General features: G+C 67.1%; 24 protein-coding genes. 11 read left to right on the top strand and 13 right to left on the bottom strand.

Features of this window, described 5'->3' with window-relative positions; genetic code table 11:
* Window positions 1–22: 22 nt before the first annotated feature.
* The 10 genes from FHY50_RS07635 to FHY50_RS07590 form a co-directional block, all read right to left on the bottom strand.
* Window positions 23–1330, bottom strand: a complete 1308-nt coding sequence (locus FHY50_RS07635; RefSeq protein ID WP_140047891.1) for a serine hydrolase — start codon at window positions 1328–1330, stop codon at window positions 23–25.
* The gene (gene parE / locus FHY50_RS07630) at window positions 1323–3302 is read right to left on the bottom strand and encodes a DNA topoisomerase IV subunit B (protein ID WP_140047890.1); all 1980 of its coding nucleotides are present in this window, start codon (window positions 3300–3302) and stop codon (window positions 1323–1325) included. Before parE ends, FHY50_RS07635 begins: the two co-directional genes overlap by 8 nt.
* A gap of 38 nt (window positions 3303–3340) precedes the next feature.
* The gene (gene miaB, locus FHY50_RS07625) at window positions 3341–4663 is read right to left on the bottom strand and encodes a tRNA (N6-isopentenyl adenosine(37)-C2)-methylthiotransferase MiaB (protein ID WP_140047889.1); all 1323 of its coding nucleotides are present in this window, start codon (window positions 4661–4663) and stop codon (window positions 3341–3343) included.
* An 87-nt stretch (window positions 4664–4750) separates the two neighbouring features.
* Complete coding sequence (locus tag FHY50_RS07620) at window positions 4751–5569, bottom strand: lysophospholipid acyltransferase family protein (RefSeq protein WP_140047888.1); 819 nt, start codon at window positions 5567–5569, stop codon at window positions 4751–4753.
* Window positions 5541–5963 (bottom strand): Fur family transcriptional regulator, encoded by a 423-nt coding sequence (locus FHY50_RS07615; protein ID WP_140047887.1) that lies wholly within the window; start codon window positions 5961–5963, stop codon window positions 5541–5543. Before FHY50_RS07615 ends, FHY50_RS07620 begins: the two co-directional genes overlap by 29 nt.
* Before the next feature lie 113 nt (window positions 5964–6076).
* Window positions 6077–6490 carry a Ros/MucR family transcriptional regulator gene (locus FHY50_RS07610; RefSeq protein ID WP_140047886.1) on the bottom strand — a complete coding sequence of 138 codons (414 nt, stop codon included), beginning with the start codon at window positions 6488–6490 and terminating at the stop codon, window positions 6077–6079.
* 89 nt (window positions 6491–6579) lie between these two features.
* Complete coding sequence (locus FHY50_RS07605) at window positions 6580–7071, bottom strand: GNAT family N-acetyltransferase (RefSeq protein WP_140047885.1); 492 nt, start codon at window positions 7069–7071, stop codon at window positions 6580–6582.
* Window positions 7068–7700: a tRNA (adenosine(37)-N6)-threonylcarbamoyltransferase complex dimerization subunit type 1 TsaB gene (tsaB, locus tag FHY50_RS07600; RefSeq protein ID WP_140047884.1), complete on the bottom strand. Its 633-nt coding sequence runs from the start codon at window positions 7698–7700 to the stop codon at window positions 7068–7070. The genes FHY50_RS07605 and tsaB overlap by 4 nt, the downstream gene beginning before the upstream one ends.
* Window positions 7701–7713: 13 nt before the next feature.
* The gene (locus FHY50_RS07595; protein WP_140047883.1) at window positions 7714–8307 is read right to left on the bottom strand and encodes a malonic semialdehyde reductase; all 594 of its coding nucleotides are present in this window, start codon (window positions 8305–8307) and stop codon (window positions 7714–7716) included.
* Window positions 8307–8882, bottom strand: a complete 576-nt coding sequence (locus FHY50_RS07590) for a NifU family protein (protein ID WP_140047882.1) — start codon at window positions 8880–8882, stop codon at window positions 8307–8309. Before FHY50_RS07590 ends, FHY50_RS07595 begins: the two co-directional genes overlap by 1 nt.
* Window positions 8883–8998: 116 nt before the next feature.
* Here FHY50_RS07590 and FHY50_RS07585 point away from each other — a divergent pair, with 116 nt between their 5' ends.
* Together FHY50_RS07585 and FHY50_RS07580 are read left to right on the top strand one after the other, a co-directional pair.
* On the top strand, window positions 8999–11935 hold the full coding sequence (locus FHY50_RS07585) for a M16 family metallopeptidase (RefSeq protein ID WP_140047881.1): 2937 nt from the start codon (window positions 8999–9001) through the stop codon (window positions 11933–11935).
* 56 nt (window positions 11936–11991) lie between these two features.
* Window positions 11992–13332, top strand: coding sequence for a chloride channel protein (locus FHY50_RS07580; RefSeq protein WP_140047880.1), 1341 nt, complete (start codon window positions 11992–11994; stop codon window positions 13330–13332).
* On the opposite strand, the gene FHY50_RS07575 is transcribed toward FHY50_RS07580, so the two are convergent.
* Genes FHY50_RS07575 through FHY50_RS07565 form a run of 3 tightly spaced genes read right to left on the bottom strand, consistent with a single transcriptional unit; the run spans window position 13329 to window position 17879 of the window.
* On the bottom strand, window positions 13329–15122 hold the full coding sequence (locus tag FHY50_RS07575) for an AMP-dependent synthetase/ligase (protein ID WP_140047879.1): 1794 nt from the start codon (window positions 15120–15122) through the stop codon (window positions 13329–13331). The genes FHY50_RS07580 and FHY50_RS07575 overlap by 4 nt on opposite strands.
* A 49-nt stretch (window positions 15123–15171) precedes the next feature.
* A complete protein-coding gene (gene ggt, locus FHY50_RS07570; RefSeq protein ID WP_166745399.1) occupies window positions 15172–16833 on the bottom strand; it encodes a gamma-glutamyltransferase in 1662 nt (553 codons plus the stop codon).
* An 11-nt stretch (window positions 16834–16844) separates the two neighbouring features.
* A complete protein-coding gene (locus FHY50_RS07565) occupies window positions 16845–17879 on the bottom strand; it encodes a quinone-dependent dihydroorotate dehydrogenase (protein ID WP_140047877.1) in 1035 nt (344 codons plus the stop codon).
* Window positions 17880–18191: 312 nt separating this feature from the next.
* On the opposite strand from FHY50_RS07565, the gene FHY50_RS07560 reads away from it, so the two are divergent.
* The 9 genes from FHY50_RS07560 (at window position 18192) to FHY50_RS07525 (ending at window position 25812) form a co-directional block, all read left to right on the top strand.
* A complete protein-coding gene (locus tag FHY50_RS07560) occupies window positions 18192–19058 on the top strand; it encodes a helix-turn-helix transcriptional regulator (RefSeq protein ID WP_166745398.1) in 867 nt (288 codons plus the stop codon).
* A complete protein-coding gene (locus tag FHY50_RS07555; RefSeq protein WP_140047875.1) occupies window positions 19055–19909 on the top strand; it encodes a helix-turn-helix domain-containing protein in 855 nt (284 codons plus the stop codon). Before FHY50_RS07560 ends, FHY50_RS07555 begins: the two co-directional genes overlap by 4 nt.
* A 75-nt stretch (window positions 19910–19984) precedes the next feature.
* Window positions 19985–20428 carry an RrF2 family transcriptional regulator gene (locus tag FHY50_RS07550; RefSeq protein WP_140047874.1) on the top strand — a complete coding sequence of 148 codons (444 nt, stop codon included), beginning with the start codon at window positions 19985–19987 and terminating at the stop codon, window positions 20426–20428.
* Complete coding sequence (sufB, locus tag FHY50_RS07545) at window positions 20428–21891, top strand: Fe-S cluster assembly protein SufB (RefSeq protein WP_140047873.1); 1464 nt, start codon at window positions 20428–20430, stop codon at window positions 21889–21891. Before FHY50_RS07550 ends, sufB begins: the two co-directional genes overlap by 1 nt.
* 283 nt (window positions 21892–22174) lie before the next feature.
* Window positions 22175–22918: a Fe-S cluster assembly ATPase SufC gene (gene sufC / locus FHY50_RS07540; protein ID WP_140047872.1), complete on the top strand. Its 744-nt coding sequence runs from the start codon at window positions 22175–22177 to the stop codon at window positions 22916–22918.
* The gene (locus FHY50_RS07535; protein ID WP_140047871.1) at window positions 22915–23994 is read left to right on the top strand and encodes a SufB/SufD family protein; all 1080 of its coding nucleotides are present in this window, start codon (window positions 22915–22917) and stop codon (window positions 23992–23994) included. Before sufC ends, FHY50_RS07535 begins: the two co-directional genes overlap by 4 nt.
* Window positions 23994–24149, top strand: a complete 156-nt coding sequence (locus tag FHY50_RS14210; RefSeq protein WP_166745397.1) for a hypothetical protein — start codon at window positions 23994–23996, stop codon at window positions 24147–24149. The genes FHY50_RS07535 and FHY50_RS14210 overlap by 1 nt, the downstream gene beginning before the upstream one ends.
* Window positions 24146–25357: a cysteine desulfurase gene (locus FHY50_RS07530; RefSeq protein ID WP_140047870.1), complete on the top strand. Its 1212-nt coding sequence runs from the start codon at window positions 24146–24148 to the stop codon at window positions 25355–25357. The genes FHY50_RS14210 and FHY50_RS07530 overlap by 4 nt, the downstream gene beginning before the upstream one ends.
* The gene (locus FHY50_RS07525; RefSeq protein WP_140047869.1) at window positions 25354–25812 is read left to right on the top strand and encodes an SUF system Fe-S cluster assembly protein; all 459 of its coding nucleotides are present in this window, start codon (window positions 25354–25356) and stop codon (window positions 25810–25812) included. The genes FHY50_RS07530 and FHY50_RS07525 overlap by 4 nt, the downstream gene beginning before the upstream one ends.
* The last annotated feature ends 113 nt before the right edge of the window (window positions 25813–25925 follow it).

The raw sequence follows: 25925 nt of genomic DNA, 5'->3' as shown, positions 1-25925 counted from the left end.
CCCTTTCTTTTGCCCGGACAGATCAGGGTTTGGCGATTGCCAGCCGCAGCGCGCGTTGCATCAGCATCTGGAACCGCGCCTCGTCGATCGCAGCGGCCGGATCGTGCCAGTTGCCGGCGACCGCAAGCCAGCGGCCGTCGCTGGTTCGCAGCAGCCAGTTCATCGCGATGACTCCCGGTTCCGACCCGCCTTTCGACCCGACATAGGCGACGTCGCCGATACTGGGGGTGGCGGGGTTTACCGCCAGGATCGCAAGCGCCTGCTCGCCGCCCTCACGCCGCAGCCAGTCGAGCGTGCGCGCCATGTCCGCAGGCGATGCGAACCATTCGACCTGCGGCGCGGTAGGCGCGGATCCGAACATTCCTGCATCGAGCGGGGTTGTCTCGAAAGCCTTTGCGCGATCGGCGAGCGCGGTGCGGCGCTCGGCTGGACTCAGCTCCGTCCAGCGCTTGGCGAGGTCGGCCTGCGCTGCGGTCTTGAGCTGGAATGCCTCGCGGGTTGTCAGGATCGGAAGCGTGGCGGTGGCGCCGTCGGGTGCCAGGCGCTGTGCCATCGCTCCCACCTTGTCGCGACCCAACGCCATGAGCAGCGTATCGGTGGCGGTGTTGTCGCTGATCGCGATCATCAGCGTCGCCAGGCTGTGGAGCGTCATCGGGCTCCCCGCCGGCCAGGCCTGCGTCATTCCCGACGGCAGCGACGGCGCGCCGAGCGGCACGACGTCGCTCCATGCACGCTCGCCCGCCTGCACTTGCCGCGCGGCTTCGGCGAGTATCCAGAGTTTGAAGGCAGAACCGATCGGCGCGGCAGCATCGCCGTCCTGTGCTTGGATCGCGCGCGGCGGACCATCGGTAAGGGCGTAGATGCCGAACCCGGCCTTGCCCGGCAGCTTGGCGAATTCGGCGTCGAGCACGGCGATGCTGTCGCCGCGCGGTTCGGTGCCCGTCACGCGCAACCCGCTGACGCGATGCGGTGCGGCCGGATCGACCACCACTATCAACGTCGCCACGCCGCGCTCATATCCCAGGCGTACGGTTGCCTGCCACGGCCCGGTTTTTGTAACCGTCTCTGGCCTGGTGACCGCGCCCATGCCGTCGCGCAGTTGGATGGCGATCGCATCGAACTGCGGCTGCGGGATCTGCGCGCGGAAGCTGTCGGCGAACAGGGTGGCGTAATCGCCCTTGCCGCCGAGATACGCGGCGATGTCGGCGATGCGCGTGTCGAGCGGTGTGTACTGCGAGGGCCGAATGGGGGCGGGGGCGGGCTCCGCCCTGACAGCAAGCGGCGAACAACCGATAGCCAGCACTGCCATCACCATAGCCCGCTCACGCATCGATCACGTTCTCGTCGATCCGCGCGGCATTTTCCTGGATGAACGCGAAGCGATGCGCCGGGTTGGATCCCATCAGCCGGTCGACCAGGTCCTTGACCCCGGCGCGCTCCTCATATTCCTGCGGCAGCGTGATGCGCAGCATCGAACGGGTCTTGGGGTCCATCGTCGTTTCGCGCAGCTGCATGGGGTTCATCTCCCCCAGCCCCTTGAACCGCGCAACCTCGACCTTCTTGCCCTTGAATGCGCCATTCTCGATCTCGATGCGGTGAAGGTCGTCGCGCGCGTACAGCGATTTCGCGCCGACGGTCAGCCGGTAGAGCGGCGGTTGCGCCAGATACAGGTGCCCGCGCCGGACGAGCTCTGGCATCTCCTGAAAGAAGAACGTCATCAGCAGCGTCGCGATATGCGCGCCATCTACATCGGCGTCGGTCATGATGACGATGCGTTCGTAGCGCAGATTGTCGGGGATGCAGTCCTTGCGGGTGCCGCAGCCCATCGCCAGGATCAGGTCGGCGATCTCCAGATTGGCGTGGATCTTGGCGCTGGTCGCCGATGCCACGTTTAGGATCTTGCCGCGGATCGGCAGGATCGCCTGCGTCTTGCGGTCGCGCGCCTGCTTGGCGGAACCACCCGCCGAGTCGCCCTCGACGATGAACAGCTCGGTCCCTTCGGGCGAATCCGCGGCGCAATCGGTGAGCTTGCCCGGCAGACGCAGCTTGCGCGCCGAGGTCGCGGTCTTGCGCTTGACCTCGCGCTCCTGCTTGCGGCGAAGGCGATCGTCCATGCGTTCGAGGACATAGCCGAGCAGCGCCTTGCCGCGATCCATGTTGGCGGTCAGGAAATGGTCGAAATGGTCGCGCACCGCCCGCTCGACGAGGCCGGTGGCGTCGGGCGAGGTCAGCCGGTCCTTGGTCTGGCTCTGGAACTGCGGCTCGCGGATGAACACCGACAGCATCAGCTCGCTGCCGGTCATCACGTCGTCGGCGGTCAGGTCCTTGGCCTTCTTTTGCCCGACCAGATCGCCGAACGCGCGCATGCCGCGGGTCAAGGCCTGACGCAGGCCCTGTTCATGCGTGCCGCCGTCGGGGGTGGGGATGGTGTTGCAGTACCAGCTGTACGACCCGTCGCTCCAGAGCGGCCACGCCACCGCCCATTCGACGCGGCCTTGGCTGTCGGGGAAATCCTGCGACCCGGCGAAGAAATCGGCGGTCGCGCATTCACGGCCCGCGACCTGTTCCTTGAGGTGATCGGCTAGCCCGCCGGGGAACTGGAATACCGCTTCGGCCGGCGTGTCGTCGGCGATCAGTTCGGGCGCGCATTTCCAGCGGATCTCGACGCCAGCGAACAGATACGCTTTCGACCGCGCGAGCTTGTAGAGCCGCGCCGGTTTGAAATGCATTTCCGGGCCGAAGATTTCGGGGTCGGGAGTGAACGCCAGCGAGGTGCCGCGGCGATTGGGGGTACCGCCCAGGCTTTCGAGCGGGCCGAGCGTCTGCCCCTGGCTGAAACGCTGGCGATAGAGCTGGCGATCGCGCGCGACTTCGACCACCGTGTCGATCGACAGCGCGTTGACGACGCTGACCCCGACACCGTGCAGCCCGCCACTGGTCGCATAGGCCTTGCCCGCGAACTTCCCGCCCGAATGCAGCGTCGACAGGATCACTTCGAGCGCCGACTTGTCGGGAAATTTGGGATGCGGATCGACCGGAATGCCGCGTCCATTGTCGACGATGGTCAGGCGGTTGCCCGCCTCCAGGGTGACCTCGATCCGGCTGGCATGCCCTGCCACTGCCTCGTCCATCGCATTGTCGAGAACCTCGGCGGCAAGGTGGTGCAGCGCGCGCTCGTCGGTGCCGCCGATATACATCCCCGGGCGGCGGCGCACCGGCTCCAGCCCCTCGAGCACCTCGATCGAGGAGGCGGTATAATCGGTCACATTCTGGGTGGTGCTGGCGAACAGGTCGGAGGACATGAGCCTGATATAGCGGGTTTGAACCGAACGAACAGCGATCAGGCAGCGGCGCGCCGCCGTTCCAGCCCGCTCAGCGAATTGGGGTCGGCGCGGACGATGTCGACTTCGACCATGTCGCCGATCGCGGCATCGGTCAGCAGGTGGACAGATTGCAGCCAGGGCGACTTGCCGAGCATCTGGCCGGGCAGCTTGCCCGCGCGCTCGATCAGCACGTCGCACGTCCGCCCGAGCGTCTTCGCGTTGAACGCAGCTTGGTCGCGGTTGAGCGCGGCCTGCAACCGCTGCAACCGCTCGTCCATGATTTCCGGCGCGATCTGGTCGGGCATGGTCGCGGCGGGGGTGCCGGGGCGCGGCGAATATTTGAAGCTGAACGCCTGCGCATAGCCGACCGCATCGACCAGGCTCAGCGTCTCGGCGAATTCGGCGTCGGTCTCGCCGGGAAAGCCGACGATGAAGTCGCCCGACAGCGCGATGTCGGGGCGGGCCGCACGCACCCGGTCGAGCAGCCGCAGATAGCTGTCGCGATCATGGCTGCGGTTCATCGCCTTGAGCACGCGGTCGCTGCCCGACTGTACCGGCAGATGCAGGAACGGCATCAGCTTGCCGACCTGCGCGTGGGCGTCGATCAGCCCCTGTGTCATGTCGTTGGGGTGGCTGGTGGTGTAGCGGATGCGCTCGAGCCCCGGCAGCCGGTCGAGCGCGACGATCAGCGCTTCGAGTCCGCCCTGGTCCTGACCCCAGGCATTGACGTTCTGCCCCAGCAACGTGATCTCGCGCGCGCCGGCGTCGACGAGCGCCTTGGCCTCATCGACGATCGCGGCGAACGGGCGGCTGACTTCGGCGCCGCGGGTGTAGGGGACCACGCAATAGGTGCAGAATTTGTCGCACCCTTCCTGCACCGTCAGGAACGCCGACGGGGCGACCCGGCGGCGGGCGGGAAGGGCGCCGAACTTGCTGGCGATCGGCATGTCGGTGTCGAGCGCGGGCGCGCCCGATGCTGCCTGCGCGACCAATGCCGGCAGGTTGTGATAGGCCTGCGGTCCGACCACGACGTCGACTCCGGCGCGGCGCACGATCTCCTCGCCTTCGGCCTGCGCGACGCAGCCCGCGACCGCGACCATCGGCGCTGAGCGGCCGGACTGGCGCGCGCCTTTGCGCAGCCGGCCGATGTCCGAATACACCTTCTCCGTCGCGCGCTCGCGAATGTGGCAGGTGTTGAGCACGACCAGATCGGCGGCATTGGCATCGTCGGTCGCGGTCATGCCCTCGGCCAGCATCAACTCCGCCATCCGCTCGCCGTCATAGACGTTCATCTGGCAGCCGAACGACTTGACGTGGAAGGTTTTCGGGCTGGGCTTCATTCAGCGGGCCTATAGCGAAGCCGGCTGCGCGAAACAATTCGCGTGGATGGAGGCGATCTGCGCACCGGCTGCGCCGATGCCGGTCATTCAATATGCGAACGGCCGCAACGGTTCGCCGTTGACGCGTTCCAGCGCCTCGGTGATGCGGCGCCTGCTTTCCGCGGCGATTGCCTTGCGGCCGGGAAATGCCTGCGGGTCGAGCGGGTCGAGGAAGTGGACATCGACACGGAAATTACCCGGCCGCGCCAGTACGCGCAGCGCATTGTCCTTCCCCGTCTCCAGGCCGATCCAGGCGATGTCCTCCGCCGCCGCGCCGAAATCCAGCATCACCGGCTGCACCAGCACGCCCGGCGGCGGCGGCTCCAGTACCTTGAGCATCGACGTCTTGAACGGCAGCAGCGAGCGGCCGTCGGTGGTGGTGCCTTCGGGAAAGACGGTGATCGCCCAATTGTCGGTCAGGGCGTCGCGCAGCTGGTTGATCTGTTCGGCGACGCCCAGCCGGTCCTCACGGCTGACGAAGACCGTGCGGTTGAGCGTCGACAGCCAGCCGACCACCGGCGCCTCGCCGATCTCCGCCTTGGCGACGAATGCCGATCCGCTGGTGCCGCCGATCGCGAGGATGTCGATCCACGACAGGTGGTTGGAGACATAGAATACGTCGCGGCGCAGCGGCACGCCGACCCGGCGGACGCGTGCGCCGCAGATGCGCCCGACGGTGCCCAGGAACATGCGCGGCCAGGGGGAACTCAGCCGCAGCAGTCGCCAGAGATAATGGAGCGGCACCGCGATCAGCGCCGCAAGCACCATCATCGCGATGCGCAGAAAGACGCGCAGCCGCTGGATCGCCGTCAGCGGCGCCGGTATCCCCGCCGCCGCGTCAGCTCTTGCGGTCGAGCGAGACGCCATACAGCTCCATGCGGTGGTCGACGAGGCGGAAGCCCAGCCGCTCGGCGATCTGCTTTTGGAGCTGCTCGAGCTCGGGATCGACGAATTCGATGACCTTGCCGGTCTCGACATCGATCAGATGGTCGTGATGCGCCTCGGGTGCGGGTTCGTAGCGCGCACGGCCGTCGCCGAAATCATGCCGGTCGAGGATGCCCGCCTCCTCGAACAGGCGCACGGTCCGGTAGACCGTCGCGATCGAGATGCCCGGATCGATCGCCGATGCGCGCGCATAGACCTTCTCCACGTCGGGATGATCCTCCGCTTCCGACAGCACGCGCGCGATCACCCGGCGCTGCTCGGTGATGCGCAGCCCCTTGTCGTGGCACAGCTGTTCGAGATCGATCTTGCGCGGCATGCCGCCCGTGTAATCCCATGCGAGAGCCGAGGGAAGGGCGCTATTGCGAGAACGACTCGCAACAAGCCGGCCCGGGTATCAAGCCCGGGCCGCGCAGCGTTCGAATGTCGGGTTCAGCGCTTGCGGCGCTTGGTGCCGAGGCCGATCTTCTTGGCGAGCGTGCGGCGCTGCTCGGCATAGTTGGGCGCGACCATCGGATAGTCGGCCGGCAGGTTCCACTTGGCGCGATACTGCTCGGGCGTCATCTGATAGTGCGTCATCAGGTGCCGCTTGAGCATCTTTAGCTTCTTGCCGTCCTCGAGACAGACGATGAAGTCGGGCTTGATCGACGAGCGGACCGACACCGCCGGTTCCTGCTTGACTTCTTCCGCCTGTGCCGGGGTACCAAGACCTTGCAGAGCGCCATGTACGTTCTGGATCAGCACCGGCAGGTCGGAGACCGCGACACTGTTGTTGCTGACATGCGCCGCGACGATGTCCGCGGTGAGCGTGATCAGCGTTTCTTGCATATCCGATTGCGATTCCATTAGATTCCTTCCAACCCGGTACTGACGGCCGATATCGCCATCGGCGGCTTCTATCGGCCTGTTGACCGGAAGGATCAAGCATCATTGCGTCAAGTTGATCCGGCTTGTGGCAAGGGACGAAAATAGGTGTGCGCATCGTAACTGCGTCCATGGGCGCCGCGATAATATTCCAACCGTTCGCCGATCTTGCTGAACTGCTCGCGGCGATACAGTGCGATTGCCTCGTTGTCGGCGCGTACTTCGAGCAGCAACCGTGTCGCCCCGCGATCCGCCGCATCGGCGATCACGCTGCGCAGCAGGCTGCGCCCGACGCCGGACCGGCGCGCATGCGGATGCGTCGCCAGCAGCAGCAGTTCGGCATCCTCGTAGGTCGATCGCGCCAGCGCGAAGCCGACATCGGCGCCGTTCTGGCGCGCGATCGTCAACCATACGCCCGGCAGCGAGAGGATGCCCATGCATTGCGCCTGCGTCCACGCCTCGCCGAACCGCGGGTCGAACGCGGCCGTCATCAGCGCGGCGATGGCGGGCAGGTCGGGCGGTCCGCCGCTGCGCAGATCGACCATGCTCGCCAATGTGCTCATCGCGTCGGTCCGCCGCTTGCGACCTTGGCGTCGGGCGCGCGGCCGTAGATCGGGCGTGGCGGCAGGGTGCGATGTTCGGCCGGGAGCCATGCCGCCGCCCGCGCTTCCGGCAACGCATCATGCGCATCGAGCGCGGGGTCGATCTCGAGCAACCGCGCGGCGCCGCTGCCGATGATCGTCCTTGCGCCCGCCTGCTCCAGCGCAACTTCGGGCGATACGGACCCCAGCGCTGTCGATGCGGCAAAGGGCGAGGCGGTGAAGGCTTGCATGAACAGCTCACCGTGCCCGCCTTCCGATAGGACAGCAAGTTCGGCACAGTGCGGATGCGCAAAGAAGTGCGCGCGTGCCATCAGGGTGAGCGACGAATAGCCCTGCGCCGGTATTCCCCAGCCGATCGCCAGCCCGCGTGCCGCGGCGATGCCGACGCGAACGCCGGTGAAGCTGCCCGGGCCGCAATCCACCAGGATCGCCTCGGGAACGGCGCCATCGAGCAGCTCGGCGATCATCGGCACCAGCCGCTCGGCATGACCGCGCCCGACGACTTCGTGTCGCGAGCCGAGCACGCTGCTCCCGTCGATCATCGCGACCGAACACGCCGCCGTAGCAGTCTCGATTACCAGCGTCGGCATGGCGATGGCCGCATCAGGCGATGCGGTTGAAGACTTCGAAATCGGGCCGCGGGCTGCGCGCGAAGATCGTTGCCGGATCGCCCTTGCCCAGGGTCGAGATGAAGTTGACCTTCACCTTGGGCCGGTCGGCAAAGAAGGCCGCATTGACCTTTTCCGCGTCGAACCCGGACATCGGCCCGGTATCCCAGCCCAGCGCACGCGCGGCGATGATGAAATAGGCGCCCTGCAGCGAGCCGTTGCGAAACGCGCTGACCTTGCGGCCTTCGGCATCACCGTCGAACCAGCTCTTGGCATCGGTATGCGGGAACAGCCACGGCAACTGCTCGTGAAAATCCTCGTCCATGCCGATCACCACGGCGGCGGGTGCCTTGCGGATCTTGTCGGCATTCTTGTCGCTGGCGCAGTCGGCCAGCCGGTCGCGGGCTGACTGATCGAGGCACCAGACGAAACGCGCGGGCTGCTGATTGGCCGATGTCGGGCCCATTTTCACAAGATCATAGATTGCACGGACGTCGGCCTCGCGCACCGGCGTGTCGAGATAGCCGTTATAGGTGCGAGCGCTGCGAAAGATCGTGTCGAGCGCGGCGTCGTCGAGCGGCGTGCCCATCAGACGGCGCGGACTTCGGTGACTTCGGGGACGTAGTATTTGAGCAGTTGCTCGATGCCGTTCTTGAGCGTCGCACTCGACGACGGGCAGCCCGAACATGCTCCCTGCATCTGCAGATAGACCTTGCCCTGATCGAAGCCGCGATAAACGATGTCGCCGCCGTCATTGGCAACCGCCGGCCGAACGCGCGTTTCGATCAGGTCCTGAATCTGCGCGACGATCTCGGCATCTTCGGGATTGTCGGCGAATGCCTGCCCTTCGGGAGGAACCGCGATGCCGGCGGCGCTGCCGGGCATGAACAGCGGCATGTTGGCGCTGAAATGATCGAGCAGGATGGACAGTATGTCGGGCTTGAGCATCGGCCAGTCCACCCCGGGCGCGGCAGTGACCGAGATGAAGTCGCGGCCGAAGAACACGCCCGTCACATCGCCCAGCGCGAACAAGGCAGTGGCGAGCGGCGAAGCCTCGGCCTCTTCGGGCGATGCGAAGTCGCGCGTGCCAGCGTCCATCACGGTGCGGCCGGGCAGGAATTTGAGCGTCGCGGGGTTGGGCGTCGTTTCGGTTTCGATCAGCATGGTACCGCATGTGGCTTGCGCCGGGCGGGGGATCAAGGCCGGATCGTGCCGCGGACCCGGCGGCACGCAGGCGCGGGCGGCTGGCGGTGGGAGCGACAAGGCGCTATCTGTGCGCGATGACGCCAGTATCGCGTGCGCAGCGTGTCGCGCTTTTCATCCTTCCCATGATCCTGATCGCGCCCGCTGCGGCGCAGCAGGTGCCGTCCGGCGCTCCCGTCGCCGCGCCGCAGCAAGTGGCTGCCCCGGCGCCCCCCGGCGCGACGCGCGATCTGTGGTTGTACAAGGGAAGCGACCTTCCGCCCGATCCGGCCTTTACCTTCGGCACGCTGCCCAATGGCGTGCGCTATGCCGTCGCCAAGAACGGCGTGCCGCCGCAGCAGGTTTCGGTGCGCATCCGCATCGACGCCGGGTCGCTGATGGAGCGCGATGACGAACGCGGCTATGCGCATCTGCTCGAACATCTCGCCTTTCGCGGGTCGCAGCATGTTCCCGACGGCGAGGCCAAGCGGGTGTGGCAGCGGCTGGGCGTGACCTTTGGATCGGACAGCAACGCCAGCACGACCTTCACCAATACGGTGTACAAGCTCGACCTGCCTGCCGCGACCGAAGCCGGGCTCGACGAAAGCCTGAAGATCCTGTCGGGGATGCTCGACAGCCCCAGCATCACTGACGCCGCGCTCGCCGCGGAGCGCCCCGTGGTACTTGCCGAACAGCGCGAATTGCCGGGGCCGCAGATGCGCTTCGGCGATGCCACGCGGCAATTGTTCTTTGCGGGACAGCCGCTCGCCGACCGCTCGCCGATCGGCAATATCGAGACGCTGGAGGCAGCGACCGCGGCGAGCGTCGGCGCTTTCCACGAACGCTGGTACCGCCCCGACCGCGCGGTCATCGTCATTTCGGGCGACATGGACCCGGCGATCTTCGAGCGGCTGATCGTCAAGCATTTCGGCAGCTGGCAGGGCGAGGGACCGGCCGGGGTCAAGCCCGATTTCGGCAAGCCCGCCGACACCGGCCCGGTCGCCGCCAGCACCGTCGAGCCGGCGCTGCCGCCGGTGGTGTCGATGGGCGTGCTGCGGCCGTGGAACATCGTTGCAGACACCATCGAGTTCAATCAGCGCCGGATGATCGATCAGGTCGCGATCCGCCTGATCAATCGCCGCCTCGAAAGCCGCGCGCGAGCGGGTGGCAGCTTCATCTCCGCCAATGCGTCGCTGGAGGACATCTCCCGGTCGGCCAACGCCACCTTGGTCCAGATCGTGCCGGTCGGCGACGACTGGGCGGCGGCGATGCGCGACGTGCGCGCGACCTTTGCCGACGCCGCGATGACGCCGCCGACCCAAGCCGAGATCGACCGCGAAGTCGCCGAGATCGACGCGGTGATGAAGCAGGCGGTCGCCACCGCGCGGGTCGATCCCGGCGCGCGCATCGCCGACGAACTGATCGAGGCGGTCGATATCGGCGAGACCGTCGCGGCGGCGGAGGGGTCGTACGGCATCTTTCGCGGGGCGATCGACAAGCAGTACTTCACCCCGGCGCTGGTCCAGGCATCGTCGAAAAAGGTGTTCGAGGGCGTGACGCGTGCGGTCGTCAACACCCGCACCCCCGACGCCGCAGCCCAGACCAAGCTTGCCGCAGCGCTGACCGAGGACGTCTCGCAACTCGCCGCCGCGCGCCAGTCGATCGGCGACGTCAGCATCGACCGGCTGCCGCGGCTCGGCAAGCCGGGCAGCGTCACGGCGAGCGTGCCCGCGCTGACCGATCCGGCGATCGAGCAGGTCACCTTTGCCAACGGGGTCAAGCTGCTGCTTTTCCCCAATGATTCGGAAACCAGCAAAGTCTATGTCCAGGTCCGCTTCGGTGGCGGGCTCAACGCCATCCCCAGCGATCGCGAGACGCCGGTATGGGCAGGCGACATCGCGCTGCTTCCAAGCGGCGTCGGCGATCTGGGGCAGGAGGAACTCGACCGGCTGATGGGCAGCCGCCAGATCAGTCTCGAATTCGCGGCGACCGACGATGCCTTTGCTCTGGCAGGGATAACCACGGCCGCCGACCTGCCCGATCAGTTGCGCTTGATGGCGGCCAAGCTAGCCAAGCCGCGCTGGGACCCGAACCCGGTCAATCGCGCCAAGGCAGTGGTGCTCGCGGCGTTGCCGGGGATGGACGCCACGCCCGATGCGGTGCTCGGCCGCGATCTCGAACGACTGCTGCACGCCGATGATCCGCGCTGGGGTCCGCCGAGCCGCGCGGCGGCAGAGGCGCTGACCCCCGCCAGCTTTCGCGCATTCTGGGAACCGATCCTCAAATCGGGACCGATCGAGGTGATGGTTTACGGCGATGTCGAGCGCGCAGCGGCGGTGGAAGCCGTAGCCGCGACGTTCGGGGCGATGGCGCCGCGACCCGCCGATGCCGCACCGCCGACGCCGGTGCGCTTTCCCGCCGCCACCGCCGAACCGGTGGTGCGTCGCCACGAAGGCCAGCCCAATCAGGCCGCGGCCGTCATCGCATGGCCGACCGGAAGCGGCACGGCCGGGATCACCGAAAGCCGCCAGCTCGACATCGTCGCCGCGGTATTCCGCGACCGATTGTTCGACCAGCTGCGCTCGCAGGCGGGGATCAGCTATACGCCGACGGTGTCGAGCGAATGGCCGGTCGGCATGGCGGGCGGCGGGCGCATCCTCGCGCTCGGCATGCTGCCGCCCGACAAGACCGACTTCTTCTTCGACCTTGCCCGAAAGATCGCTGCCGACCTGGTTACGACGCCGATCACGGCCGACGAGCTGCGCCGCGCGGTGCTGCCGCAGGCGCAGCTGATCCAGCGGATGGCGAGCGGCAACACCTTCTGGCTCCGCCAGACCGCCGGCGGCACGCGCGATCCTGCGCGGTTGGCGGCGGTGGAAGGCGTGATGCGCGATCTGGTCCAGCTCGATCCGGTCCGGTTCCAGGCGCTGGCGGCGAAGTATCTCAAGCCGGGTGCCGACTGGTCGATGGTGGTGCTGCCGTCGGACAAGGTGATCGCGCGCGCCAAGGATGATGCGAAAGTTCCGGCTTCCTGACGGCAACCTGACGGCTCCGCCCTTGCAGCCGTAGTGGCGTTGACCCAAAGGGCGGCATGGGTTCGAAACGCTTCGGCTGGTTCCGCAATGTCCGCGATGCTGCCGATGCCGGACAGCAGGCGACGGTCGCCGCGATCCCCGTCGTCGGCCGGCGCATCGCCACCGGTGTCGGCGCGATCGCGCTGGGGCTGGCGGCGCTGTCGTTCGCCGAACTCGGCGATCAGGCGCAGCACGGCTTCATGCGGTTGGCACGCGCCTTTCCCTATCTGCCCCTGCTTTTGACGCCGACGGCATTCGCCGCGGTGGTGTGGGTGACGCTGCGCTGGCTTCCCGAAGCGCGCGGCTCGGGCATCCCGCAGGTCATCGCCGCATCGCGCGATCCCGATCCGGCTGGCCGCGATCCGCTGGTTTCGCTACGCGCCGGGCTTGCCAAGATCGGACTGACGCTGGCGATGCTGGGCGCCGGCGGATCGGTCGGGCGCGAGGGGCCGACGGTGCAGCTGAGCGCGGCGCTGATGGTCGCGATCCACCGGGTACTGCGCGTACCGATCAGCGCTGGTGTCGTGATCGCCGGCGGCGCGGCCGGTGTCGCCGCGGCGTTCAATACGCCGCTTGCCGGCGTGGCGTTCGCGATCGAGGAACTCGCCGCCGCCTACGAACAAAAGGTCGCGGTGCTGGTAATGGCGGCGGTGATGATCGCCGGATTGGTGAGCCTCGGCATTGCGGGCGACTACGTCTATTTCGGCGCGATGCGCCAGACGCTGGCGGTTGGCACGATCCTGATCGTCACGCCGATCGCCGGCATTGCCGGCGGGCTGACCGGCGGCCTGTTCAGCCGGGCGATTCTCGCGATGTTGGCGCCCGGTGCGGCCTGGGCCCGCTATCTCAAGGCGCGGCCGGTGACGCTGGCCGCCGCGTGCGGGTTGGTCGCGGCGCTGCTCGGCATCATCACCGGCGGCGCGACGTGGGGCACCGGCTATGAAGTGACCCGATTGATGGTCGAGGGAGTGGCGCAGCCCCTCTGGTTCGGACCCGCCAAGTTCGTCGCCTCGCTTGTCACCGCACTGAGCGGAGCTCCGGGCGGGGTGTTCGCGCCGTCGCTGGCGGTCGGCGCCGGGCTCGGCAACCTGCTGACCGGGCTGTTTCCGAGCAGTCCGGCCGGACCCATCATCCTGCTCGGTATGATCGGCTATTTCGTCGGCGTCGTGCGCGCGCCGCTGACCGCGGTGATCATCATCACCGAAACCACCGCCAGTCGCGGGCTCATCATCCCGCTGTTCGCGACCGCGCTGATCGCCGACCTCGTCAGTACGCTCGTCTGCCGGGAGCGGCTGTACCACGGCCTGGCCAAGCCGTTCCTGGCGAGCCGTCGGCCCGCCGAAGCGCCGCCGTCCTAATTCTTGTAGAGCGCGTCCAGCCGCTCCCCATAGACCTGCTTCAGAACGTGCCGCCGGATCTTCAAACTCGGCGTCAGCTGCTCGTTCTCGATCGCGAACGGTGCGTCGGCGAGGATGAAACGGCGGACGCGTTCGGTCACCGACAGGTCCTTGTTGACGCGTTCGACCGCCGCGCCGAGCGCCGTACGATAGTGGTGGTCGTGGCGCAGCTTTTCGAAGTTGCAGCCGGTCGCGCTCTTGGCGCAGAATTCCTGCGTCCATTCGGGGTCGGGCACCAGCACCGCGACCATGTACGGACGGCGGTCGCCATAGATCATCGCCTGGACGATCTCCGGCTGGAGCGTCAGCATCCCCTCGATCTTCTGCGGCGCGACATTGTCGCCCTTGTCGTTGACGATGATGTCCTTCTTGCGGTCGGTGATCTTGATCCGGCCCTTGGCGTCGATCTCGCCGATGTCGCCGGTGTGCAGCCAGCCGTCCCTGAGCACGCGCGCGGTCTCGGCTTCGTTGCGCCAATAGCCGTGCATGACCAATTCGCCGCGGACCAGGATCTCGCCGTCCTCGGCGATCCGCACCTCGGTATTGGCGAGCGGCGGGCCGACGGTATCCATCTTGAGCCCGACCGAGGGGCGGTTGCACGAGATCACCGGCGCCGCCTCCGTCTGGCCATAGCCCTGGAGCAGCGTCAGATCGAGCGACTGGAAGAAATTGCCGACGTCGGGATTGAGCGGCGCACCGCCCGACACCATCGCCTTCAACCTCCCGCCGAAACGCTTGGCGATCTTGGGCTTGAGCAGCGCGGACAGGATCAGGTCCATCGGCCGGTCGGTGAGCGCGACCCCGCCTTTCTTCTCCGCGCGGGTGCCGATCGCCAGCGCGCTCGACAGGAGATAGGCGGAGAGCTTGCCCTGCTTCTCCACGGCCTTGACGATGCGCGCGCGCAGAACCTCGAACAGGCGCGGGACCACAACCATGATCGTCGGGCCGACTTCCTCGATATTGCTCGCCAGCTTGTCCAAGCCTTCGGAGTAATAGATCTGCCCGCCCAGCCCGATCGGGAAATGCTGCCCGCCCGAATGTTCGTAGGCGTGGCTGAGCGGCAGGAACGACAGGAACACTTCGTCGCCCCAGCCGAAATCCTCAGAAATCACCTTGCAGCAGCCATAGACGTTGTGGAGGATCGCGCCGTGATGCTGCATCACGCCGCGTGGGCTTCCGCCGGTGCCGCTGGTATAGATGATGCAGGCCAGATCCTCGCGCGCGAAGGTCGCATTGGCCTCGACCGCCACCGGATCGGCCGGGTTGGCGTCGATCAGCGCCTGCCAGTCGTGAAAGTCGATCGACCCGGACTGCGCGGTGCGGAACGGCTCCATGCCGATGATCGCCTGCGGACTGGAGGCGCGGAGTGCGGCCGGGACGATGACCCGCTCGAGCTTGGCGGTCGACACGATGATCACTCGCGCGCCCGAATTCTCGATGATGTGGAAATGGTCGCGCTCGGTATTGGTGACATAGGTCGGCACGGTGACGCATCCCGCCGCCATGATCGCCAGGTCGGAAATGCACCATTCGGGGCGATTCTCGCTGACCAGCATCACCCGGTCGCCGGGCTGGCATCCGATCGCCTTCAGCCCCGCCGACAGCGACGCCACCTGGCGCGCGGCATCGGCCCAGCTGATCGACAGCCACTTGCCGCCCTGCTTGCGCCACAGGAACGGCGCATCGCCCTTTTCACGCGCGCGCGTGAAGAACATCGTCACGAGATTGGGGAAATGTTCGAGCTGGCGCATCGTCTCTCCTGGGGGTGACCCCGGGCTTATCGCTCCCGGTGGTCCAATGTCATTGCGCTAGGGCGGTTCCGATGCTGCGCGGATCGGCGGCGCCGCGCCAGCCTTGCGGAGTCTTCTCCAGCGCGGTGAGCTTCGATCCGAGGTCCGCGGCGCGCGCCGGGGCAAAGCGGGCGATGCCGGCCGCCAGCGCGGTTCCGGCGGGACTGTCCTCGATCATCAGGCCGTCCTTGTCGAAATAGAGGTTGGGCAGCGCGATCGCATCCTCGGCGCTCAGCCCCCAGTCGAGGATGCCGACCAATGTCTTGGCGACGTGCATGATGATGCGCTTGCCCCCCGCCGAACCCAGCGCGAGCAGCGGCTTTCCGTCGCGGCCATAGACGATCGTCGGCGACATCGACGACAGCGGGCGCTTGCCGGGCTCGACCCGGTTGGCGACCGGCGCGCCGTCCCTCTCGGGCGCGAAGGTGAAGTCGGTAAGTTCGTTGTTAAGCACCATGCCCTGCGCGACGACCTGGCTGCCGAACGGCCCTTCGACGGTCGACGTCATGCTGACCATGTTGCCGTCACCATCGACCGCAACGAAATGGGTGGTCGAGGGCACTTCCGACTGGACCGCGGCGGTGCGCGGCTCTGCGCCGGGGGGCGTGCCGGGCCGGTAGCTGCGCAGCGCCGCGTTCGGGCGGATCGCCTGGCTGCGCTGCGCCAGATAGCGCGGGTCGATCAGCCCGGCGACGGGGACGCTGACGAAATCGCGATCGCCGAGATATTTCTCGCGATCGGCATAGGCGAGCTGCATCGCCTCCCCCAGCAGGTGCCAGGCCTGCGGCGACTCCTTGCCCAGCTTGGCGATGTCGAACCGCTCGATCATGCCGAGCATCTGCAGCACCGTGGTCGCCCCCGACGAGGGTGGACCCATTCCGCACACCGTATAGCCGCGATATCCGCCGCATACCGGCGGGCGTTCCTTCGCTTCATACGCGGCGAGATCGGCGAGCGTCATGTCGGAAGGGTTGTGCCGGGCGGTGGTGGCCGCGGTGACGATCGCCTTGGCATGGTCGCCCGAATAGAAGGCGTCGGGGCCGCGCGCGGCGATGTCCTTCAGCAGTTGCGCCAGTCGAGGGTTGCGGACCCGCGCGCCTTCCTCGACGGCCTTGCCGCCCGGCGCATAGAGCGCGGCGATCTCGGGGAAGTCGGACCAGTATTGCGCCAGCATCGCAGCGGAGCCGTGCAGCGGTGCGGTGACGACGAAGCCGTCCTCGGCAAGCGCGATCGCGGGCGCGAACAGCGCCGCCCAGTCGAGCTTGCCCCATTTGGCATGCGCCATCGCCGCCAGCCGGATGTTGCCGGGAACACCGATCGATTTGCCGCCGGGCACCGCCTGCATGAAGCCCATCGGCGTGCCGTCGGCGGCCACGAAGCGGGTGGGGGTGGCGGCGGCCGGTGCCTTTTCCCGGCCGTCGATCGATTCGATCAGTCCGCGCGCGCCGTCGTGATGGAGGAAGAACCCGCCGCCGCCGATCCCGCTCGATTGCGGCTCGACCACGGTGAGTGCCAGCATCATCGCGAGGGCCGCGTCGGTGGCGCTGCCGCCCTGGCGAAGCATCGCCTGGCCCGCCTGCGTCGCGCGCGGATCGGCCGATGCGACGACGCCCTGCGCATGCGCCACCGGCGCGAGGAGCAACAGGGCGAGCGTGAGAAAGAGTCTTTTCATCACCGCACGGATTAGCCGGGATTGATGGGGTCGGGAAGCCGTTGCAACTCGCGCACGATCCGCGCGACCAGTCCGGGGCCCTGATAGACCAGCCCCGAATAGAGCTGGACCAGCGCCGCGCCCATCTCGACTCGCCGCAGCGCTTCCTGCGGAGAAGCGATGCCGCCGACCGAGACGATCGGAATCGCGCCGTCGGCGATCTCGAGCGCCTGTGCCAGCTTGGCGCGCGAGAGTTCGGCAAGCGGAGCGCCCGACAGCCCGCCGGCTTGGTGCGCGTTGATCGAACGCAGGCCTGCAGGCCGGGCGATGGTGGTGTTGGCGACGATCAGTGCGTCGATCCCGCAGGCGACTGCCGCGTCGATCACGGCGGCGAGCGCCGCGCGGTCGAGATCGGGTGCGACTTTGAGGAACAGGGGCCGCCGCGCTCCGCCGTCCAGCGCGCGGGCATCGCTGCAGATCGCCAGCAATTCACCGAGCGCAGGCTGCGCTTGCAGGTCGCGCAGCCCCGGCGTGTTGGGCGAACTGACGTTGATCGTGACATAGTCGGCAACGCCCGCGGCCTTGCGCACCCCGGCGGCGTAGTCGGCGACGCGGTCGGCCGAATCCTTGTTGGCGCCGACATTGACCCCGACCACGCCGCGCCGCCGCGCCGCCGCGATGCGGGGCAGCGCCGCGTCGATGCCGCGATTGTTGAACCCCATGCGATTGATGACGCCTGCATCCTCGACCAGCCGGAACAGCCGTGGCCGGGGATTGCCGCGCTGGGGCAGGGGCGTGAGCGTCCCCACCTCGACATGCCCGAAGCCCAGCGCCAGCAAACCGTCGATCGCCTCGGCATCCTTGTCGACGCCAGCGGCAAGCCCCAGGCGGTTGGGGAACGCCAGCCCGGCGATGGTGACCGCCGGACCCATCGATAGCCGGGGCGCGAGCGGTGCGCGCGCCGCGCCCCATGCGGCCAGTGCGCGGATGGTCAAGCGATGCGCGCGCTCGGCTTCGATCCGCAACAGCATCGACCGGGGAAACGGAACGGGACTCGGGTTCGTCATGGGCGATCGCCATGCCAGCACGCGAAGACTGCGTCAAAATGGGCCGATTGCGCGTGATTGTCGGATTCGTCCAAGACCGAATCAGCCCGGCCCCCTATCGCGACAGGGCGACCCAAGAGGTTCCTTTCAACGGGGGGACCTTGCACCTCAGGTGGCTCGAATATCTCGGTGTTCGAGCCACCCTTTTCTGACATTCCGGTCCCGGGCGGGCGTCGCGATATCTTTTCATTTACTACATATTGGTGTACGCTAGCGTTCGTCTGGAACCATGCATCGGGGGCGATGCTTTCCAGATCGAACGGGGGGCGACCTGTGCAGCTCGACTTCGCAGCGCCATCGGCATACCTCGCTCCGCTGGTTTCGACCTATTATCTCTATCGATGCGACGACGCCGTGGTCGAGGGGATCGAGCGCGCCGATGTCGGTCAGATCCGCTTCATGCTGCGCGGCCAAGGCACGCTGACCTTTGCGCAGGGGCATCGCGAAGCATCGACGCCGATCATGATCAACGGCCCCGGCACCGGTGCGGCTGCCTACCGCGTCGACGGCCCGTTCCATTGCTTCGGCGTCGCGCTGCGCCCGGTAGGCTGGTATTCGCTGGTGCAGATTCCCGCCCATGAACGTGCCGACCATGTCACCGACGGCGGTGCGTTGTTCGGCCCCGGCGGGCTCGCGCTGCTCGATGCACTGCGCGGGATCGACGCGATCGGCGACATGGTGCCTCTGGTGGAGCAGTTCCTGCACCGGCGGGCACGCCCGGTGGCGAGCGAGCATCAGCGGCTGTGCGAAGCGGTCCGTGCATGGCTGGTGCGCGACGGCGCCGACCCCGACGATCCGATCCATGTCGGGCAATTGTTCGATGCCGTGCCGTGGTCGCCGCGACAGGTGGTGCGGCTGGTCAACCAGTATTTCGGCGCACCGCCCAAGCTGCTCGAACGCAAGTTTCGCGCGCTGCGCGCCGCGTCGCAGCTGCTGGATGGTGCCGCTCCGCGCCGGGTTGCCGACCAATTCTACGACCAGTCGCACATGATCCGCGAAATCCGGCATTTTACCGGGCACACGCCGGGGAGCATCGCCAGCCGGATCGACCCCGTTCTGGCCTTGACGCTCCAGCCCGGCGCCTTTCAGGAGCTCCAGCAAGTGGCGCCGGTCGAGCAGCCATTGGCGCGGGCCGGGTGAGCGACGCGATCCGCCTCGACTATCGCGTGCCGAGTGAGGCGGCGGCACCGTACGTGACCCTGTTCTATCATTTTCGCGCCGACCTTCCCGAATTTGCCGATGTCGAACGCGCCGACCATGCGCAACTGCGCTTTCGATTGTCGGCGGGGGCAAGCCGCTATTGTTTCCCCGACGGGCACGAACAGGACGCGCCGCCGGTCCATATCGTCGGCCCGACCACCGGATCGGTGCGATCGAGCGCGATCGGCCCGGTCGACGCATTCGGGATGGGAGTGACCCCGCTCGGTTGGGCGGGGATGTTCGGGATCAGTGCCGCGGCCTGCGCCAACCGCGTGCTCGACGCGCACGAGGTGCTGGGGCCGGGCGTCTCGACCTTTGCCGACCGGCTGGCGGCGGCGGATACGATCGACGCCAAGGTCGTGATCGCCGAGGAGATGATCGCCGTGTTCGTCGCGGCCGATATGCGGTCGAGCGTGTTCAGCACCGTGGTCGACGCCTGGCTGGCCGGATCGGCTTCCCCCGACGTCCATCAGCTGGAGGCACACACGGGTCTTTCGGCGCGCCAGCTGGAGCGCAGGTGCAACGCGCTGTACGGCGCGCCGCCCAAATTGCTCGCCCGTAAATATCGCGCGCTCAGGGCGGCGGTCGCCTATGCCACGCATCAGGAAAGCCTCGACGACCTGCTCGAGCACGGCTTCTACGATCAGTCGCACCTGATCCGCGAACTCAAGCAGTTCACCGGCATGACCCCCACCCAGCTGCACGATGCGCCGACCGCATTGTCGCAGCTGACGATCAGCCAGCGCACTGCGCTCCACGGCCAGGTTCCGCCGATCATCAGCGACACCTGAGCCGCCACCCACCGGTTGACGCCGGCATCTCGCGGCCCCACATGCAATCGGACGAAATCGTTCCGATTGGAAACCATGCGCCTGACTGCCCAAGCCGATTATGCCGTGGTGATGATGAGCGCTGCCGCGCGCCATTGCGGTGCGGCCGGCCGGCTCAACGCGACGCTGCTCGCCGGGGAGACCGGCCTGCCGCTGCCGACGGTGCAGCGGCTGGTCAGCCGCTTGTCGGCGGCGGGGTTGATCGAGAGCGCGCGCGGAACCGGCGGCGGATTCCGGCTAGCGCGTCCGCCTGCCGCGATTTCGCTTGCGGACATCGTCGAGGCGATCGAAGGCCCGATCGCATTGACGGCGTGCGTCGATCACGGTGCGCATGACTGCGCGGTCGAGGGGACGTGCCATGTCCGGCCGCATTGGAACGGCGTCAACGGCATCGTCCGCGGCGCGCTTGCCGCGGTGCCGCTGACGCAATTGGCGAACAGGACTCTTCAATTGGACCGCGTCGCGGTCGGGGAAATATGATGGCTACCAAGAACGCCGAAGCCCATGCCGCGGTCAACCGCGAATATGAATGGGGTTTCCATTCCGACATCGAACAGGACTTCGCGCCCAAGGGGCTGACCGAAGACACCGTCCGCTTCATTTCCGCCAAGAAGGGCGAGCCGCAATGGATGCTCGACTGGCGGCTAAAGGCGTTCGCGCTATGGCAGACGATGGAGGCGCCCGACTGGGCCAAGCTGCAGATCGACCCGATCGATTATCAGGACGCCTATTACTACGCGGAGCCCAAGGCCAAGCCGAAGCTGGGCTCGCTCGACGAAGTCGATCCCGAAATCCTGCGCGTCTACGAAAAGCTCGGCATCCCGATCGAGGAGCAGAAGGTGCTCGCCGGGGTCGAGGGCGCGCGCAAGGTCGCAGTCGACGCGGTGTTCGACAGCGTGTCGGTGGCAACGACGTTCCGCAAGGAGCTGGAAGCGGCGGGCGTGATCTTCCGTTCGATCAGCGAGGCGATCAAGGAATATCCCGACCTCGTCCGCAAGTGGCTCGGCAAGGTCGTCCCGATGCGCGACAATTATTTCGCGACGCTCAACTGCGCGGTCTTTTCCGACGGCACCTTCGTGTACATTCCAGAGGGCGTGCGCTGCCCGATGGAGCTGAGCACCTACTTCCGCATCAACGCCGAAAACACCGGCCAGTTCGAACGCACGCTGATCGTCGCCGACAAGGGCGCGTACGTGTCGTACCTCGAAGGCTGCACTGCGCCGATGCGCGACGAGAACCAGCTCCATGCCGCGGTGGTCGAGCTGGTCGCGCTGGACGATGCCGAGATCAAATATTCGACCGTCCAGAACTGGTATCCCGGCGACGAGAACGGCAAGGGCGGCATCTACAACTTCGTCACCAAGCGCGCCTTGTGCCAGGGTCGCAACAGCAAGGTGTCGTGGACGCAGGTCGAGACCGGCAGCGCGGTGACCTGGAAATACCCGTCGTGCGTACTCAATGGCGAGAACTCGGTCGGCGAGTTCTATTCGGTCGCGGTCACCAACAACCGCCAGCAGGCCGATACCGGCACCAAGATGATCCACAACGGCAAGGGATCGCGCTCGACGATCGTGTCGAAGGGGATTTCGGCCGGGCGGTCGGACAACACCTATCGCGGCTTGGTGCGCGTGGCTCCGGGGGCGGAGGGCGTGCGCAACTTCACCCAATGCGATTCACTGCTGCTCGGCGACCAGTGCGGCGCGCATACCGTGCCGTATATCGAAGTGCGCAATCCGAGCGCGCAGATCGAGCATGAGGCGACGACGTCGAAGATCAGCGAAGACCAGATGTTCTACGCGATGCAGCGTGGGCTGGATGCGGAGAGTGCGGTGGCGCTCATTGTCAACGGGTTCGCCAAGGAAGTGTTGCAGCAACTGCCGATGGAATTCGCGGTCGAGGCGCAGAAGTTGCTGGGGATTTCGCTCGAGGGCTCGGTTGGATGACCGACGCGCCCATTGCTACCCGTCATGCCGGACTTGTTCCGGCATCCACCGTGCAACAATCAACGGCTGCGCAAGCCGAGGAGTGGACCCCGGACCAAGTCCGGGGTGACGGTTGGTGGTATGCGTGATTATGCCGCTATGACCGTAAACGAACGCCTATCTGCCGCTGGGCTGATGGATGCATTCGAAGCGGCTCGCACCACCGGCGACTCGGAACACATCAACGTTATCTTGCGTCAGGTCGGACTGCGTCGGGGCGAAAATGGAATGAACTGGTCACTAAATGCTCAAGATTGAAAACCTCCACGCCGAGATCGACGGCAAGCCGATCCTCAAGGGTCTTACCCTCACCGTGAACGCGGGCGAGGTGCATGCGATCATGGGGCCGAACGGCGCGGGCAAGTCGACGCTCGGCTACGTGCTTGGCGGGCGCGATGCCTATGAGGTGACCGAGGGATCGGTGACGTTCGACGGCGACGACCTGCTCGAGATGGAACCGCACGAGCGCGCTGCCGCCGGCCTGTTTCTCGGCTTCCAGTATCCGGTCGAGATTCCCGGCATCTCGAACGTCCAGTTCCTGCGCGAGGCGCTAAACGCGCAGCGTAAGGCGCGCGGCGAAGCTCCGCTGTCGGGCGGCGACTTCCTCAAGCTCGCGCGGAGCCAAGCCGATGCGCTCGGCATGGATCAGGAAATGCTCAAGCGCCCGGTCAATGTCGGCTTTTCGGGCGGCGAGAAGAAGCGCAACGAGATGGTGCAGATGGGGATCATCGACCCCCGCCTCGCGATCCTCGACGAAACCGACAGCGGGCTCGACATCGACGCGCTGCGCATCGTCGGCGACGGCATCAACCGCATCCTGCGCAAGCCGGACAAGGCGGTGATCCTGATCACCCACTATCAGCGGCTGCTTGAATATGTGCAGCCCGATTTCGTGCATGTGCTGGCAGACGGCCGCATCACCCGCACCGGCGGGCCGGACCTCGCGGTCGAGCTCGAGCGCGAAGGTTATGGCGCGGTGGCGGCGTGAACGCACTGACGCTTCCTTCGCGCCGCGCCGAAGCCTGGCGCTGGGCCGACCTGGATGCGCTAGAAGCGGCGCGGGCTGCGCCGCGGGCGGGGTCCGCCAACGCGTCTGCGCATTTCCTGCCGATCGAGGGCCCGCGGCTGGTGTTCGTCGATGGCGTGTTCGATGCCTCCGCCAGCACCCCCGGCGTGGTCGTGATCGAGACGATTGACGCGGCGACCGATCATCCGCTCGGCAACGCCACGTCGGGCACCGGTTGGTCGCTGACGCTGGCACGCGAGCAGGCGGTGACCGGCATTCAGATCGTCCATGTCGGCACGGGCGGCGAAAGTCATGTGCCGGGCCGCATCGTGCTTGCCGCCGATGCCGTGGCGAGCATCGTCGAGACGTTCGTCGGCGCCGGCTGGGCCAATCGTCTGACCCGGATCGAGCTCGGCGAAGGCGCGCGGCTGATGCGCTCGGTGCGGATCGTGCAGGCCGGCGGCTTCGTGTCGCTGCGCGAGGAAGCCGAGATCGGCAAGGCGGCGAGCCTGGTCAGCGTGTTCCTCGGCGCGGGCGGGATGGGCAGCCGCATCGACGGGACGCTGCGCGTGACCGGTGACGGCGGCTATGCCGAGCTGGGCGGCGCGCTACTGACGCGCGGTGAGCAGCGTCAGGAATGCGCGGTCACGGTGCGGCATGAGGCGCTGCACGGATCGAGCAACCAGACGTGGCGCGCGGTTGCCGCCGACTTGTCCGCTGCCAGCCTTGCCGCGCGAGTCGATGTCGCGCGCGGCGCGCAGAAGACCGATGGCGTGCAATCGCTGCGCGGATTGCTGCTCGACCGCACCGCGACGGTCAATCTGAAGCCCGAGCTGGAAATCTTTGCCGACGACGTGAAGTGCGCGCACGGCGCGACCGTGGGCGAACTCGACAAGCGGGCGATGTTCTACCTGCAATCGCGCGGCATCCCGGAGGCGCGGGCCAAGGCGCTGATGACGCGCGCGTTCGTCGCCGACGCGATCGACCGGATCGGTGAGGATGCCGTGCGCGAGGCGTTCGCCGCCGACGCCGAAGCATGGCTGGACGCGGCGCTGTGATGCTGTCCTACACCGGACGCGTCTGGTATCGGGAGCGGATGGCTTCGCTCGCCCCCCGCCGCTCGCCCGATCGCACGGGCGCTGGCGGCGGTTGGCAAATGGCGTGCGACACTGTGAACTTTCTCCACTTCACCCCGCGCGCGGTGCTGGCATGAGCGTCGCGACCGCCGCCCGTCCGCTCGACCGGGTCGCGGATTTCCCCGCGATTCCCGACGGCTGGGCCTATCTCGACACCGCCGCCACCGCGCAGAAGCCGCAGGCGGTGATCGACGCGATCACGCGCGGCTATGACACCACCTATGCCACCGTTCATCGCGGGGTGTACCAGCGCTCGGCCGACATGACGCGTGCGTACGAAGCGGCGCGGCGACGGGTGGCGGACTTCATCGGCGGGCAGGTGGACGAATGCGTATTCGTTCGCGGTGCGACCGAAGGGATCAACCTTGTCGCGCAATGCTGGGCGGGAACGCAGCTCAAGAGCGGCGATCGCATCCTGCTCTCCGCGCTGGAGCATCACTCGAACATCGTCCCGTGGCAGATGGTCGCCGACCGGGTGGGCGCGGCGATCGACGTCGTCCCGCTGACGGCCGATCACCGCATCGATCTCGACGCGATGGCGGCGATGCTGACCCCGGCCCACAAGCTGGTCGCGCTGGCGCATGTGTCGAACGTGCTGGGATCGGTGCTCGACGCCCGCCGCGCCGCCGATCTGGCGCATTCGGTCGGTGCCAGGCTGCTGCTCGACGGGTGTCAGGCGGTGCCGCGCATGCGCGTTGACGTCGGCGCGCTCGATTGCGATTTCTACGTGTTCTCGGGCCACAAGCTATACGGCCCGACCGGCATCGGCGTGCTGTGGGGCAAAGCGGACCTGCTCGACACGATGCCCCCATATCAGGGTGGCGGCGCGATGATCGACAAGGTGGCGTTTTCGGGCACCACCTATGCTCCGCCGCCCGCGCGGTTCGAAGCGGGGACGCCGCACATCGTCGGCGCGCTCGGGCTGCATGCGGCGATCAACTATGTCGAAGGTATCGGCCTCGATGCGATTCATGCGCACGAAACCGCATTGGTCGGGGCCACGCGCGAGGCGCTCGGCCAGCTCAATTCCGTGCGATTGTTCGGACCCGAGGACGCAGCGGGCATCGTCAGTTTCGAGGTCGAGGGGGTGCATCCGCACGACGTCGGCACCATCTTGGACGAGGCAAAGGTCGCGATCCGCGCCGGCCACCACTGCGCTCAGCCGCTGATGGAGATTCTCGGCGTCAGCGCGACGGCGCGCGCCAGCTTCGGCGTGTATAACGGCTTGGCCGATGTAGAGGCATTGGTGCGCGGCCTCGAACGGGTACGAAAGATTTTCGGATGAACGAACAGAGCAAGGTCATTGTCGAACAGGTCGACGCGGTCGCAGCGCCGCCCAAGGCGCGCGTCAGCGATGCGGAGCTTCCGCGCGAGCGCGACTATCTCGACGGGTTCCTGGCCCAGAAGCCGCAGGGCGTCGGAGCGGGCGAGCCGGGCGGCGAAGTCTATGAAGCGATCATTGCCGCGCTCAAGGACATTTTCGACCCGGAGATTCCGGTCAACATTTACGATCTCGGCCTGATCTACGGCGTCGAAGTGACCGACGACGGCCATGCGGTGGTGACGATGACGCTGACCACTCCGCATTGTCCGGTCGCGGAATCGATGCCGATGGAAGTCGAGCTGCGCGTCGGCGCGGTACCGGGCGTCGGCCATGCCGAGGTCAATCTGGTCTGGGACCCGCCCTGGGATCCGCAGAAGATGTCGGACGACGCAAAGCTCGAATTGGGGATGCTGTAGGATGGTCCCGGCACCACCGGAGGGGATGGGGCGCCGGGACCGGAAAAGCGGGGTGCGGCCTTGGGGAAGAAATCCGCACCCCTACCCGTTGCAGCTGCGGGCATGGAGATGAC

Source organism: Sphingomonas japonica, assembly GCF_006346325.1.
In the GTDB taxonomy this organism is placed as follows: domain Bacteria; phylum Pseudomonadota; class Alphaproteobacteria; order Sphingomonadales; family Sphingomonadaceae; genus Sphingomonas; species Sphingomonas japonica.
Note: the sequence above shows the minus strand (reverse complement) of the source record. Positions and strands in the feature narration are given on the sequence as shown.

Excerpts from the sequence above, each read along its gene's own strand:
- FHY50_RS07550 (WP_140047874.1), top strand. The coding sequence starts at position 19,985 with ATGCGCCTGACTGCCCAAGCCGATTATGCCGTGGTGATGATGAGCGCT.
- FHY50_RS07620 (WP_140047888.1), bottom strand. The coding sequence starts at position 5,569 with ATGGCGTCTCGCTCGACCGCAAGAGCTGACGCGGCGGCGGGGATACCG.
- FHY50_RS07635 (WP_140047891.1), bottom strand. The coding sequence starts at position 1,330 with ATGCGTGAGCGGGCTATGGTGATGGCAGTGCTGGCTATCGGTTGTTCG.
- FHY50_RS07580 (WP_140047880.1), top strand. The coding sequence starts at position 11,992 with ATGGGTTCGAAACGCTTCGGCTGGTTCCGCAATGTCCGCGATGCTGCC.
- FHY50_RS07590 (WP_140047882.1), bottom strand. The coding sequence starts at position 8,882 with ATGCTGATCGAAACCGAAACGACGCCCAACCCCGCGACGCTCAAATTC.
- tsaB (WP_140047884.1), bottom strand. The coding sequence starts at position 7,700 with ATGCCGACGCTGGTAATCGAGACTGCTACGGCGGCGTGTTCGGTCGCG.
- FHY50_RS14210 (WP_166745397.1), top strand. The coding sequence starts at position 23,994 with ATGCTGTCCTACACCGGACGCGTCTGGTATCGGGAGCGGATGGCTTCG.
- sufB (WP_140047873.1), top strand. The coding sequence starts at position 20,428 with ATGGCTACCAAGAACGCCGAAGCCCATGCCGCGGTCAACCGCGAATAT.
- parE (WP_140047890.1), bottom strand. The coding sequence starts at position 3,302 with ATGTCCTCCGACCTGTTCGCCAGCACCACCCAGAATGTGACCGATTAT.
- FHY50_RS07585 (WP_140047881.1), top strand. The coding sequence starts at position 8,999 with ATGACGCCAGTATCGCGTGCGCAGCGTGTCGCGCTTTTCATCCTTCCC.
- FHY50_RS07610 (WP_140047886.1), bottom strand. The coding sequence starts at position 6,490 with ATGGAATCGCAATCGGATATGCAAGAAACGCTGATCACGCTCACCGCG.
- FHY50_RS07575 (WP_140047879.1), bottom strand. The coding sequence starts at position 15,122 with ATGCGCCAGCTCGAACATTTCCCCAATCTCGTGACGATGTTCTTCACG.
- miaB (WP_140047889.1), bottom strand. The coding sequence starts at position 4,663 with ATGAAGCCCAGCCCGAAAACCTTCCACGTCAAGTCGTTCGGCTGCCAG.
- FHY50_RS07525 (WP_140047869.1), top strand. The coding sequence starts at position 25,354 with ATGAACGAACAGAGCAAGGTCATTGTCGAACAGGTCGACGCGGTCGCA.
- ggt (WP_166745399.1), bottom strand. The coding sequence starts at position 16,833 with ATGAAAAGACTCTTTCTCACGCTCGCCCTGTTGCTCCTCGCGCCGGTG.
- FHY50_RS07605 (WP_140047885.1), bottom strand. The coding sequence starts at position 7,071 with ATGAGCACATTGGCGAGCATGGTCGATCTGCGCAGCGGCGGACCGCCC.
- FHY50_RS07565 (WP_140047877.1), bottom strand. The coding sequence starts at position 17,879 with ATGACGAACCCGAGTCCCGTTCCGTTTCCCCGGTCGATGCTGTTGCGG.
- sufC (WP_140047872.1), top strand. The coding sequence starts at position 22,175 with ATGCTCAAGATTGAAAACCTCCACGCCGAGATCGACGGCAAGCCGATC.
- FHY50_RS07615 (WP_140047887.1), bottom strand. The coding sequence starts at position 5,963 with ATGCCGCGCAAGATCGATCTCGAACAGCTGTGCCACGACAAGGGGCTG.
- FHY50_RS07595 (WP_140047883.1), bottom strand. The coding sequence starts at position 8,307 with ATGGGCACGCCGCTCGACGACGCCGCGCTCGACACGATCTTTCGCAGC.
- FHY50_RS07530 (WP_140047870.1), top strand. The coding sequence starts at position 24,146 with ATGAGCGTCGCGACCGCCGCCCGTCCGCTCGACCGGGTCGCGGATTTC.